The 12003-nt window shown below is 66.7% G+C and carries 12 protein-coding genes; 6 read left to right on the top strand and 6 right to left on the bottom strand.

Translation table 11 applies throughout. The features are described 5' to 3' along the window. Positions 1-303: 303 nt before the first annotated feature. Positions 304-1815 carry a phosphoenolpyruvate carboxykinase (ATP) gene (locus MUG98_RS07480; protein WP_265111512.1) on the bottom strand — a complete coding sequence of 504 codons (1512 nt, stop codon included), beginning with the start codon at positions 1813-1815 and terminating at the stop codon, positions 304-306. A 457-nt stretch (positions 1816-2272) separates the two neighbouring features. On the opposite strand from MUG98_RS07480, the gene MUG98_RS07475 reads away from it, so the two are divergent. Next, a complete protein-coding gene (locus MUG98_RS07475; protein ID WP_265111511.1) occupies positions 2273-3115 on the top strand; it encodes an MOSC domain-containing protein in 843 nt (280 codons plus the stop codon). 162 nt (positions 3116-3277) lie between these two features. Beyond that, positions 3278-6418, top strand: a complete 3141-nt coding sequence (locus MUG98_RS07470) for a disk-shape morphogenesis protein volactin (RefSeq protein WP_265111510.1) — start codon at positions 3278-3280, stop codon at positions 6416-6418. A 9-nt stretch (positions 6419-6427) separates the two neighbouring features. On the opposite strand, the gene MUG98_RS07465 is transcribed toward MUG98_RS07470, so the two are convergent. The 4 genes from MUG98_RS07465 to MUG98_RS07450 all read right to left on the bottom strand — a co-directional run bounded on the left by MUG98_RS07465 (position 6428) and on the right by MUG98_RS07450 (position 9096). Further along, a complete protein-coding gene (locus tag MUG98_RS07465) occupies positions 6428-6808 on the bottom strand; it encodes a cupin domain-containing protein (protein ID WP_265111509.1) in 381 nt (126 codons plus the stop codon). Between the two features lie 77 nt (positions 6809-6885). Next, entirely contained in the window at positions 6886-7023 is a 138-nt protein-coding gene (locus MUG98_RS07460; protein WP_265111508.1) for a rubrerythrin-like domain-containing protein, read from the bottom strand. Between the two features lie 45 nt (positions 7024-7068). Next, positions 7069-7770: a class I SAM-dependent methyltransferase gene (locus tag MUG98_RS07455; RefSeq protein WP_265111507.1), complete on the bottom strand. Its 702-nt coding sequence runs from the start codon at positions 7768-7770 to the stop codon at positions 7069-7071. Positions 7771-7851: 81 nt separating this feature from the next. After that, on the bottom strand, positions 7852-9096 hold the full coding sequence (locus MUG98_RS07450) for an MFS transporter (RefSeq protein WP_265111506.1): 1245 nt from the start codon (positions 9094-9096) through the stop codon (positions 7852-7854). A gap of 131 nt (positions 9097-9227) precedes the next feature. Here MUG98_RS07450 and MUG98_RS07445 point away from each other — a divergent pair, with 131 nt between their 5' ends. After that, complete coding sequence (locus MUG98_RS07445; protein ID WP_265111505.1) at positions 9228-9791, top strand: class I SAM-dependent methyltransferase; 564 nt, start codon at positions 9228-9230, stop codon at positions 9789-9791. Positions 9792-9901: 110 nt separating this feature from the next. Beyond that, entirely contained in the window at positions 9902-10042 is a 141-nt protein-coding gene (locus MUG98_RS07440) for a rubrerythrin-like domain-containing protein (protein ID WP_265111504.1), read from the top strand. A 33-nt stretch (positions 10043-10075) separates the two neighbouring features. Here the strand turns inward: MUG98_RS07440 and MUG98_RS07435 are convergent, their stop codons facing one another. Continuing rightward, positions 10076-10546, bottom strand: a complete 471-nt coding sequence (locus MUG98_RS07435; RefSeq protein WP_265111503.1) for a DUF7992 family protein — start codon at positions 10544-10546, stop codon at positions 10076-10078. A gap of 187 nt (positions 10547-10733) precedes the next feature. Between MUG98_RS07435 and MUG98_RS07430 the strand changes: the two genes are divergently transcribed. Both MUG98_RS07430 and MUG98_RS07425 read left to right on the top strand, forming a co-directional pair. Then, positions 10734-11207, top strand: coding sequence for an SHOCT domain-containing protein (locus MUG98_RS07430; RefSeq protein ID WP_265111502.1), 474 nt, complete (start codon positions 10734-10736; stop codon positions 11205-11207). Further along, complete coding sequence (locus tag MUG98_RS07425) at positions 11204-11983, top strand: HAD-IIA family hydrolase (protein WP_265111501.1); 780 nt, start codon at positions 11204-11206, stop codon at positions 11981-11983. The genes MUG98_RS07430 and MUG98_RS07425 overlap by 4 nt, the downstream gene beginning before the upstream one ends. Positions 11984-12003 lie beyond the last annotated feature (20 nt).

Genomic DNA, 12003 nt, shown 5'->3' with positions numbered 1-12003 from the left:
TAGCGGATACTCGCGCCGATATCGTCCGTGTCGAGCGTGAGCCCCTCCAGACACACCCCCGGCGAAACAGTTCCACAGTAACTGTCATATTAACTATATCGGAGCGTCGGCACGTTCATTGTCGGTTCGGTTCCCGTCCCGCCACATCCGTCAACAACGATGAATTCGATCGACACTTTCGAACGAAATTCGACGCGACCGTCTCCGGATCGGCGATCGGCCCGTCGGCTCACGTGGCCCGATGGTTGTCCACACACGGCGCGATGGTGGACCCGTCAGAATCGCGTCCGGGAACGAGGCCACTCAGTAGACCGCGTCTCTGATCTCTTCGCGGAGTTCGTCGAACTCCTCGAGGTACGCCCGGCGTTCGGCCCGTAGCTCCGCGACCGCCTCGTCGTAGTCGTCGACGTGATCGGGGACGTAGTACTCACCCACGTCGATGCCCGGGACGGTCTCGGGGATCGTCAGGCCGGTTCGCTCGTCGTCGGTCCACTCGATCGTGCCGCGAGCGGCCTCGGTGAGGATCGTGACCGATTCCTCGACGCCGACGTCTTTCGATTCGTCGCCGAGACACCCCGTGTTGATGACGTAACAGTCGACGTCGAGCGTCTCGATCAGGTCTCGGAAGACGTTCCCCTCGGCACCCTCCGAACCGATGATGAACGGGTTCGTGCCGACGACCCGTATCGACTCCCCGGCGCGGGACGGATCGCCCGCACTGGTCTCGATCGACTCGCCGAGCATGAAGGCGACGGCGGCCTGGTCGACGGTCAGTCTGGCGACCGGGGGCATCAGCGGGTTCCGTGTGATGAAGAAGATCTGATCCACCCGATCGAGGTCGATCTCCTCGTCGGCGCTCGCGAGTTCGTCTCGCTGGACGATCGCCCGGGAGTTCGCGGTGTATCGGTCCGCGTCGAAGTCGACGGTGCCGTCCTCGTCGACGGCGACGTTCTCGAGGATCGCCGACTCGTCGGTCGCAGCCCCGTAGAGTTCCGGCTGTTCGTCGGCGTCGAGGCCGATCGTCTTGATGAACAGGCCCTTCCCCTCGCTGCCGGCGACGGAGCCGTCCGGGAGGAGTCCACAGACGTCGTCCTGCAACATGACGGCGTCTTCGGGCTCCTCGAGCCAGCAGCCGTGGGAGGTCAGGGTTGACTTGCCGGTCGCGGACAGTCCCATGAAGACCTGCCCGACGATGCGCATCTCGCCGTCGACGTCGCGCACGCGGACGCGCTTGCTTCCAGCGTGGAGACCGAGGCCGCCGCGTTGCTTGATGCGGTACATGAACAGCCGCAGGAACGACTTCTTGGCTTCGCCGGTGTAGTCACTGCCTACTACGGTCGTGACCCCCTCTTCCGGGAAGACGCGGATCGCAGTCTCGTCGGCGTCCGGTAACTGGAGCGTGTAGAGGTCCGGTTCGCGCCCGTCGATGGGTTCGAACAGGTTCGCCCACGCGAGGGCAATCCGGGCGTAATCGACGGGGACGTAGAGGCGACAGCAGAAGGTGGCGTCGGGATGGCGGCCCATGAGTCGATCGACGCAAACCAGTTCGCGATCGGCGGCGGCGTCGATCGCGTCGTCGACCAGTTCGTGATCACGCTCGGTGAACTCGTGGTCGACGGTGTTTTTCGTCCGATCGGCGCTCCGAGAGCGGTACTCGCTGACGTACGACGGCGACCCGAACTCGGTCGTCGTCTCGTCGGCCGCGGCGAGATCACGAAGCTCGGACAACGACGGGTTGTACAGCACGTTCGACGCTGCCGTCGGGTCGGGAAGCTGTCGGACCAGTGGACGGGACTCCGCCCCGGTTTCGGACATATACGTAACCCACCACCACTCTGATGTATAAACATGAGGGATTTTGATCTCCGTGTGTCACTTCTTACCCAGAGACGGTGTGGCGTATGCCAGTACTACGGGTATTACGGATTGAATACGTGTTTCGTAATCTATCGAATAATGGTCCTAAAGTAGATAGGTATGGATATATACTCGCGTCAGAATAAATTCTAATCGCCGATTCGATCGCTGTCCGGGCCGCCGGGTGCGGGGACGGTCTTCGCGGAGGCAGGTGGACGGTGGACGAAGCGTCTCCACACTCCCTCGACGGCTGTGCGATCGAACGTGCATCGACGTTCACTGGCGACGGCCCCGAGACGGTGGACTGCACGAGTAGCCGCGCAACACCGCCGCGTTCGGGCTATCTTGCTCGTCCGAAGGGCGCCGTCGATCGGAATGGATAGCTCTAAGCGGGGGGCTGGTGACACCTGCGTTCATGGCCAGCCTCGATCGAATCCGCGTCCACCCGATCAAGTCACTCGACGCGACGACCGTCCAGTCGGCGACGGTCGTCGAGAACGGCAGTCTCGAGTGGGACCGGCGGTACGCGATCGTCGAGAGTACGGAACTGGGAAACCTCGCGGAGAGCCCCCACGCCGTGTACGTCAACGGCAAACGCGAGCGCCGCGTCCACGATCTCACGGCCGACTACGATCTCGAACGCGAGACCGTTACCGTCACCGGTCCCGACGACGACGAGGAACACACGTTCCACCTCGAACTCGATCGGGACTGTTTCGCGTCGTGGCTCACGGACGTCTTCGGGTATCCCGTCGAAATCGTCCGCGACGTCGAGGGCGGATACCCGGACGACGAGGACGCGTCCGGCCCGACGGTCATCGGCCAGCGCACCCTCGAGTCGGTCGCGTCGTGGTACGACGGCATCGACGCCGCGGAGATGTGCCGGCGACTGCGACCGAACCTCGTCGTCGACGGGGTCCCGGCGTTCTGGGAGGATCGATTGTACGACCGGCCGGGTCGGGTCGTTCCGTTCGAGATCGGATCGACGCACCTGCACGGCGTGAACCCGTGTCAGCGGTGTGTTGTTCCGTCACGCGATCCCGACACGGGCGAGGTAACGGAGGGGTTCAGAGAAACGTTCGTCGACCGTCGCGAGGAGACGCTGCCCGAGTGGGCCAGCGACGACCGGTTCGATCACTACTACCGCCTGATGGTCAACACGCGCGTCCCCGAATCGTCGTGGGGATCGACGCTGGCGATCGGTGACGCGGTGACGACCGGCGAGTCGATCGCCGCGCCGTCCGCGAACCCGAGGTAAGCAGTCCACTGTGACCGCGGTCGATTCGCGGCGGGCCACGGCCAGACCAGCCGGTTCACGCGATCTGACCCGGGGAGATCGAGTCCGCTACCATGTACGCTGGTTTTCAGTTCTGGTACTCCGGCCCAAAGTTCCAAGAGGGTAGTCTCAGTTGCGGTCGCCATGGGATACGGTCTCGATATCGGACCAGAGGCGATCCGGTCGGCCACCGGTACCGGGGAGGACCCGTCGATCGAGTCGGTGCCGCCGATCGTCCTCCCCGCCGACGAATCGACGCTCGAGGCGGCGGGACTCGCTGGGGGTGACGCCCGGACCGTCGATCGGGACGGGACGACGTACGTCGTGGGGTCGGACGCGCGGACCGTCGCCGACGCGACGGGGGAGACGCCGGAACCGCTGTTCTCGAACGGCCTGCTCGTCACGGACGGCTACGCGGCACCTGCGCTGGAAGCCGTCGTTGCCGACCTGCTGGGGGACTCGGTGAGCGGCCCACTCTGTTATACGACGCCCGGTACGGTGGTCGACGCCCCCGAACCGGAGGACGCACACCGCGATGCCGTCACGTCCGCCCTCGCGGAGCGGGCGTCCGGGGCGACTCCGGTCAGCAAGGGCTTCGCCGTCGTCTACGATCAACTCGCAGCGGACAATTACACCGGGCTCGGCGTCTGCATCGGATCCCAGACGACGAGCGTCGCACTCTCCTACTACGGCGTCCCGGTGCTCGCCTTCTCGCTCGCGAAAGGCAGCGAGTGGATCGTCCAGCGGGCGGCCAGTGAGACGGACCAGCCTCGATCCGAGGTCGCGGCCGTCTTCGAGGAGTTCGTCCTCGATCCGGAGGCGGCCACCGGCGGAATCGAGAGCGCCATCGCAGCGGCTCACGACGCGCTCGTCGGAGAACTGGTCGAGGCGATCGCCGCCGAAGCGGACGCGAGCGACGTTCAGGAGGGGCTCGCCGTCCCGATCGCGGTCGCCGGCGACGGGGCAACCGAGGGGATCGAGTACCTCGTGGGTGGCCGGTTCGACGCGGGGAACCTCCCGTTCTCGATCCGCGGCGTCCGGCTCGCGGACGAACCCGCCGCAAGCGCTGCCAGAGGGGCCCTCGCGGCAGCGGCCGACGACGTCGACGCGTTCGACGACGTCACGTGGAACGAGTCGCCGGCCGGGGACGACACCGCGTCCGCCACCGACGCCGGCGGCGAGACGGCGGACTCAATCGGGACCAACGGCGGGACCGGGAACGTCGACGACGCCCGGACGTCGCTCTCGTTCGACGACTCGCTCGCGGCTGCGGGAGACCACGACAGGGCCGACGACGCGATCGACCAGTTGTTCGATCGGCTCGCGAACCGCGACGCGGAGATCCAGGCGGTCAGCGAGGACGTCGAACGACTCTTCGACGACCTCGAGTACGTCGAGGAGCGATCGCCCTCGGTCGAGGAGGTCCAGGAGATCGAGCAGCGACTCGAGGCGTTCGCCGACGACCTGTCCGCCCTCGAAGCGGAGAGCGATACCCACGCGAGCGACGAGATCGTCGACGACCTCGAGAACGATCTGGATGGCCTCTCGGAGGCGTTCGCCGCCCTCGAAGGTGACGTCGACGCGATCGAGTCGGCGGTCGACGCGCTCTCGGAGACGACGTCGGACGCGGCCGACGACCGGGCTGCCCTCGACGATCGGCTCACGGACCTCACGACGGATCTCGAGGACGTCACCGATCGAACCGCGTCGCTCGAGGAGCGGGCCGACACGCTACGCGACGACCTGGCCGATCTCGAGGCCGACGCTGCATCGGAATCCGATCTCGACGCCGTCGAGGAGACGGTCACGCGGCTCGACGAGGAACTCGTCGCCCTCGACGACGAGGTCGATCGGATCGGCACGCGCGTGGACGGACTGGCGGGTCGACTCGAGGAAGCGGCCACCAGGATCACGGGCGTCTCGGAACGACTCGACGAACTGTCGGAGCGGACGGACGATCGCCTCGCCGACGTCCACGACGAGGTCGACGACATCGACGATCGCGTCGAGACCGTCGAGAGCGACCTCGCGACTGCCACCGACTCGGTCGAAGCGGACGTCGACGACGTCCGGGAGACGATCGCCGACGTGCGCGACAGGATCGACGACCTCGCGGCCGATGCGGCGAACGCCGAACGAGTCGACGCGATCGCTGCGGACCTCGAGACGATCGACGGTGAACGCGCGGACCTGGCCGAGTCTCTGGAGTCGGTGGCAGCCGACGTGTCCGCGCTCGAGGGCGACGTCGCGGCACTGGCCGACTCCGTGGACGCGATCGAAGACGAAGCTGCCACCGGGACCGACGTGGCGGCCCTCCGGCAGTCGATCGACGAGCAGCGAGCGATGATCGACTCGGTGACGGCGGACCTCGAGACGACCGAGGCCGACGCGAGTGCGATCGAGGAGCGACTGGCCGAAACCGAGGCTGATCTCCGGGACCGCATCGGGGCGGTCGAAACGACGGTCGACGAACGGACCGAGGGCATTCGTGCCGATCTCGACGACAGCGTCAGCGACGTTCGTGCCGATCTCGAGGAGGTGCGTGACGATTTCGACGACCGGATCGGCGACGTCCGCTCCGAAACCGAGGCGACGGTCGAAGCGGTTCGATCGAACCTCGAGACCGACCTCGACGACCTCACGGATACCGTCGAGGCGATCGAATCGCGAGCGGACGACCTCGCGTCCCGACTCGAGGCGCGAGGCACCCTGTCGGCGGTCGACGAGGTGGCTGCCGACGTCGACGCCGTTGCAGCCGAGGTCGACGAGGTGGCGACCGACGTCGAGTCGCTCCGGGCGGCCCACGACCGGCTCTCGGAGACCGTCGCCGACCTGCCGGATCACGGCAACGAGGTAGCCGAGCATGGAGCGCGGCTCGATCGGCTATCGACCGAGATCGACGCCCTCACGACGACGGTCGCGTCCATCTCCGACGAAACGGACGTCAGATCTCTCGAATCGGACGTATCGTCGGTCGAGTCGACGGTCGCCGAACTGGCGACCACCGTCGACTCGCTGAACGATCGGCTCGCGGCGGTCGACGGCGGAAGCAGTGGGCCGCCGGCCCGGGCCGACGAACTCGAGGCTCTCCGGGCCGACCTCGAAGAAGTGCAGCGCGCCGCGGACGGGGCGGGTTCCCTCCCGAGGTCGGCGCTCGCGGGCGGCGGCGGGGCCGGCGTCGTCGCCGGTGGAGCAGTCGCGGCTGCAGGCGTACCGATCGTCGGCGGCGGCGTGCTAGTCCTCGGACTCGCGTTGCTCGCGGTTGCGTCCCAGTTCGACGGGTAATCGGGGCCGTTACTCCGTGGTAGTATCGTCCTCGACGATCGCGTCGTCCGCGACGTTCGGGGCACCGACGGCGAGCACTCGACTTTCCTCGACCGCTTTCAGCTGGCGCCACGACTCCGGCGGGACGACGAGGACGTCGTGGTTCGTCATCCTGACGACGTCGCGTTCGTCCTCGCGTTCGACCGTCACGTCGAGGGTTCCCTCGAGAACGACGTACAGTTCCTCTTGCTCCGCCTGGCGGTGAAAGGTGTTCTTTGCGCCTCGTTCGTAGTGCCAGATGCTCGGGCGCATCCGATCGGGCTGGAGTTCGAGTCCGATCGGGAGGAGCGACGGATCGACGTCCTCGAGATCGCGTGGCTCGACGCCGCCGATATCGACCAGCCTGTACATAGACCGAGCTTCCACGAACGCTGGCAAAAAACCGGTGGCGCCGCTCCCGATCGGCGCGGGCCACGACGACACCTCGGCTACTCCCGGATCAACTCGACGTTTCGCATCTCGCCCCCGCACCGCCGACAGGTCGATAGCAACGCGTCGACGGCGGTCTCTCGCCGGCCACACTGGACGCACTCGTACTCGTCCTCGCGTGGCTCTGCGAGTGGCATGTGATAACATACAACCTGCGGAATAATAACTCTTGTCTCGGTTAATCACTCACGCCGGGCGACGACGACCGTCGCCGGCCAGCCGTCGGCCTCCCGGTAGCCGTCGTATATCTCGACCGCCAGGCCCCGCTCCTCGAGGAGTTCGACGATCGCCTCGGCAGGAGCGTCGATCAGGTCGTGCGTGTCGGCGAACCAGGAGCCGTCCGGCGTGAAGACGATCGAGTCCCACCGGTAGGTGCCCGCGTCGACGTCCCGGACGTGGATCTGGTGCAGTCGAGCGTAGTCGCCCTCCGGCCGCTCGTGGACGCCGAGCGTCAGGTCGGTGCCGTCCTCCGGAACCCACATCGTATCGAGAACGAGCGTTCCTCCGGGGGCGAGACGATCGACGAGCGTTTCGAGGCTCGCGTCGACCGTCCCGTGTTCGAGGTGGTTGACGACGGTGAACGGCACGAACACCAGGTCGCAGGTCCCATCGACGGGTAGTTCGGGGAGCGATCCCAGCACGAAGTCGGCGTCGGATTTCTTCCGGGCCCGTTCGAGCATCGCCTCGCTCGGATCGACGCCGACGACGTCGTACCCCCGATCGCGGAGTCGACGGCTGTGTTCGCCGGTCCCACAGCCGACGACGAGGATCCGGCCACCCGCCGCGACGAAGTCGGTTACGAATTCGACCTCCTCGTCGTACGGTTTGTCGGCGTACAGCGCGTCGTAGACGGCGGGATACTCGCGGTAGAGCGCGTCGGACATCTCGCCCCGAACGAAGCGGGGAACCGTGATATTCGTGTGGGTCGCGGGCCCCGATCGCGGTGCTCCATCGCCGCCGGGCGATCACCGACCGCCAGTTCGCCCTCGATCGGCCTCGAGGACCCACAGTCCCACTGCGAGAACCGTCGCCGAGACGACCGAGGCGGTGAGTAGCCAGAACGCGGGCCGGAAGCCGGCGGTTTCCGACAGGGTCCCCACGATCGTCGGCGCGATCGCACCGCCTCCCATCAGGAACGTCCGGACGATTCCCAGTCCGCCGCCGGCGACGTCGTCCGGGATCGCCGCCATCAGGTACGCGCCCCGGACGGGTCGAAACCCGTGGGCACCCACCCCGGCGGCGACGAGCGCGCTGCCGAGCAGTATCGGACCGCCGGTGCCGGTGAGCGAGACGAAGCCGACCAGCGCGGTCGAGGCGAGCGCGAGCGTCCCGACGATCAGGGGCAGGGTCCCGACCCGATCGCTGAGGTCGCCGGTCACCAGTTGCACCAGACTCGCGAGGAAGAGCGCGCTGTAGAGCAGGCTCGCAGTCGCCGGCGCGAGTCCGGCCTCCTGGGTGAGATACAGCGGCGCGAACGCGACCAGGCCGTTGTAGGTGAACGAGAACAGGACGGTCACGAGTGCGAACACCGAGAACCGCCAGTCGCGAAAGAGCGTCGCGTACTGGCCGATCGCGCCCGGGCCGAGGCCCGTGGCCGCGGCCCGATCGGTCTCGGCCGGTACCCGCCGGGGAACCCTGACCCGGAAGGTGACGGCGAGCGCGAGGCCGACGACGCCAGCCCCGAGGAAGATCGCCCGCCAGCGCTCGCCGAACGCGAACGACAGGCCGGCGACGGCGACGACCGCGGCCGGGGCGATCACGCCGCCGAACGCGCCGAAGGTGTCGAGGACGCCGAGTGCGCGGCCCGTCCGCGCAGGATAGGCCTGAGAGAGAAGCCGGACAGCGACGGTCTTGTGGGCGCCGGTTCCGCCGCCCATCACGAGCATGGCCCCGATCAGTACGACGAACGGCGAGTCGACGACGAGCGCGAGGGCAGCGACCGCCGCCACGAGCGCCCCGGACGTGATGACCGTGACGGAGCCGAGTCGATCGGCGAGCACTCCCGAGGGGAACTGCATCGTCGCGTAGACCAGCATGAATCCGGTAAAGGCAGCCCCGAGCGTCGCGTTCGAGACGCCGTAGCTGTCCTGGAAGGGACCGAACAGTGGCGGGAAGACGTACCGGACGAACTTCGCGAGAAACCAGATCGACGCGGTCAGGACCAGGACGTCGAGGTGGGCGTACCGCCGGATCGACTCGGGAACCGACATGCGACGTTCGTCTCGGTGTCAGACCGCGCGCTGCCGAGAATGTAGCGATACCGACGCAGCGTCAGAGCCGACGTTCCGACGTGCGAGCGCATCGAGAAACTTGGAAGTGCGCTCGCTGCGAACACCCGGTAATGGGCTTTCACACCTTCCCGATCGATCGTGCCGACGCGCTCGAAGACCCGTCCCGGTACCGGTACTGCTCCCGCGAGGAACTCGTGGCGATGCTCGCACCGACGGACGAGGACGTCGTCGCGGATCTCGGATCGGGTACCGGCTTCTACACCGACGACGTCGCGCCGTACGTCGAGACGATCTACGCCGTCGACGTCCAGTCGGAGATGCACGATCGCTACCGGGAGAAGGGTGCGCCGGAGAACGTCGAGTTCGTCACGACCGAGGTCTCCTCGCTGCCGTTCGCGGACGATCACCTCGACGCCGCGTACTCGAACATGACACACCACGAGTACGCCTCGGACGAGGCGTTCGAGGAACTCGCGCGGGTGCTCCGCCCCGGGGGTCGGCTGGTCACGATCGACTGGTCGGCCACCGGCACCGAGGAGAGCGGGCCGCCCCTCGACGAGCGGTTCGCACCCGACGACGTCGTCGAACAGCTCGAGACCGCCGGGTTCGAGATCGAGACCGCGACGGACCGACCGGAGACGTTCGCGATCGTGGCGATCCGACGAGACGAGTAATTTTACGATCGTCCAATAGTCTTCCAAATACCGTCTTTTCAACACAGCTTCTGGAAGAATACCTGCTCTGTTGGGACAACGTTTATGTCCGAAACCGCCCTCCCTTCACCATGGGTTACACGGACCCGTTCAAGTCCGGCCGACCGATCTACGAATGCCCGACCTGTACCTACCGAACGACGGAGGCCTCGCCGGGCACCTGTCCGCGCTGCAAGCAACAGTTGGGAAACATCGCCGTCCCGCGCGAGTAGGGCGCCGATCCCGTCCGGAGAGTCGAACCCGCTTCAGTCGAAGTCCGGCAGGTCCTCCGGCGGTTCGTACTCGGCTTCCCAGGTGATGTACTCCTCTTTGAGCACGACGGAGACGATCTGGCCGAACTCGGTGAGTTCGGCGTTGATCGCGGAGACGGTGCCCCACGTGTCCAGTTCCGGGTGGTACTCGCGGGCCTGCCAGTCCTCCGGGATGCCCGGGGCGTGGTAGCCGACCCGATCGGCGAAGTCGTCCCAGAAGAAGTCGAACTCCGCGAAGAGGTCGAGGTCGCGGGCGATCTCGTACTCCCGCTCCTCGAGATCGGTGTCCTCGAGCCACTCCGCGAAGGCTTCCTCCCAGGCGCCCTCCTCGAGGAACTCCTGGAGTTCCTCCCGACGGTAATCGATCTCGTCCGTTCCGTCGGCACTGATCGTGGCGTCGTCGTACTCGTTCGGATCGACGAACTCCAGTTCCGGCGGATCGGGGGCTTCGACCTCGAGTCCCATACCCCGTGATAGAGCGGGTCGCGGGATAAGAATTCCCTCCCCGTTCGACGGTCGACGTCAGCATCGACCGGTACGCAGCGACCGGGATGCCGGCCCGGACGAACCGACGGTGCCGCCGATCGACGAGTTTTCGAGATCGACCGGTGATTCCCCTACAGGCATTCCTGTCGACACGTTGAATGCACGCGTGGGCAGCGAATCGGGCGGCCGGGATTACAGTCTCACGGAGATTTTCGCGATCGAGTTCGTCCTGGCCGACGTCCTGATCATCGCGACGTTGCTGTTCGCCGGGCCGCTGTACGCGCTCGCCGTTACCGGTCTCGTGGTTCTCAGCGGCGTTCTCGTCCGGTGTCTCACCGCGCACACCGGAGCCGAAAACGAGAAAACGGAACTCGCGACGGCGGACGGGGGACGTGTCGGTGCGGACCGGGTCAGTCGTGATCCCGTGACGGAACTCCAGAAGCGGTACGCCGCGCGCGACCTCTCCGAGGACGAATTCGAGGCGAAACTCGATCGATTGATCGAATCGTACGAACGGGCGGAAGCGGCGGGCGTGAAAACGGACGAACTGTCGCTCGAAGGGACCGAGCGATCCCGTCGGCCGTCGCGAATCGGCCATCCAAACACTCAATCCGCGGCCAGCCCTAGCTGCGGGCGATGACCGCGTACGAGGCGGCGATTCTCGACGTCGACGGCACGATCGTCCGGGGCGAGGAACTCGTCCCGGACGTGACCGACGGGTTGCACGCGCTGGACGACGCGGGCTGTTCCCGGCTGCTCTTTTCGAACAACCCGACTCGCGGCAGCGACCATTACGGCGGGAAACTCGAGCCCCACGGAATCCGCGTCGATCCCGGGACCGTCCTCACGTCCGCGACCGTCGCCGCGGAGTACCTCGCGACCACCCACCCCGACGAACGGGTCTATCTCGTCGGGATCGATCGGCTCGAGACGATTCTCGAAGAGGCGGCCGTCGAACTGACCGACGATCCCGACGCGGCCGAGGTCGTCCTCGGCTCGTTCGACAAGGGATTCTCCTTCGGCACGCTCTGGGAGGCCCTGCGGGCGCTCGAGGGCGACGTCCCGTTCTACGGGACCGACCCGGACGCGACCATTCCGATCGAGGACGGGGCGATTCCCGGCTCGGGGGCGATCCTCGCCGCGATGGAGGCCGTCGCCGGCCGAGAACCGGACGCGATTCTGGGGAAACCGTCCGCGATCGCCGCCGACGCGGCGATGAACCGGCTCGAGGCCGACCCCGAACGGACGCTCGTCGTCGGCGATCGGCTCGACACCGACATCGCGCTGGGGAACCGGGCCGGCATGACGTCGGCCGTCGTCCTGACCGGGGTGACGGATCGGGCTGCGATCGACGAATCGCCCGTCGAACCCGACCACGTGCTCGAGTCGCTGGCCGAGGTCGAACAGCTACTCTGACTCGACCCGCGTTCCGACAT

Origin of the sequence: Halosolutus halophilus (genome assembly GCF_022869805.1) — an archaeon.
Taxonomy (GTDB): Archaea; Halobacteriota; Halobacteria; order Halobacteriales; family Natrialbaceae; genus Halosolutus; species Halosolutus halophilus.
The sequence above is the reverse complement of the archived record's forward strand: the minus strand, read 5'-3'. Positions and strand labels throughout refer to the sequence as shown.